We start from the raw sequence: 696 nt of genomic DNA, 5'->3' as shown, positions 1-696 counted from the left end.
GCCAACATCAATGAAGTCAATAATAATATAACGAATAAATTTAACGAAGTTACTCAGAATATAACGGATGTTACACAACAAGTAAAAGGCGCTTCCTTATTGTGGAGTGAAACTGATAAAGCCTTTAGTGCTCAGCATGGAGAAGGAAAAGATAGAAAAAATCGCAGAATTAAGTTTGTTGAAGGTGGAGATTTAACTGCAAACTCAGACGAAGTTGTAATTGGTGCCCAAATGTATTCAACGGGTAGCAAAATAGCTGGTTTTTTTGGCGGTGGAGCTGACTTTGGAAATGGAAACTGGGGTGATCCAACCTTTAAAATTAAACGCGTTAAAGCTGATGGTACAGAAGATGAACAAACCTATACGAATGTAGCAGATGCTTTTGAAGGTGTAGGTACTGCTTTCACGAACATAAAAAATGAAATGACCAATCAGATTATTAATGCCATTACCAATGTGAAGGGTGATAGCCTTGTTCAGAAAGATGCGGAAGGCCATCGAATTACGATTGGTACAAAAGTAGAAGGCAGTGAAATCAACATTGCCAACAAGGACAAAGAGGATCGGATACTTTCTGGCGTTGCGGAAGCAAAGAACAACAATGACGCTGTTAACAAAGGTCAGCTTGATACGAATATCAAGAAAGTAGAAGATAAATTAGCAGAAGTAGTCGATAATGTTACACAACAAGTTCAA

The 696-nt window shown here is 37.9% G+C and carries 1 pseudogene; it reads left to right on the top strand.

Annotated elements, in window-relative coordinates:
* A pseudogene (locus BN338_RS12375) lies at positions 1-696 on the top strand (Vomp family autotransporter); the annotation flags it as partial.

The sequence above is a fragment of the Bartonella queenslandensis AUST/NH15 genome (genome assembly GCF_000312585.1).
Classification (GTDB): Bacteria; Pseudomonadota; Alphaproteobacteria; order Rhizobiales; family Rhizobiaceae; genus Bartonella; species Bartonella queenslandensis_A.
This window is presented reverse-complemented; position numbering and strand designations above follow the sequence as displayed.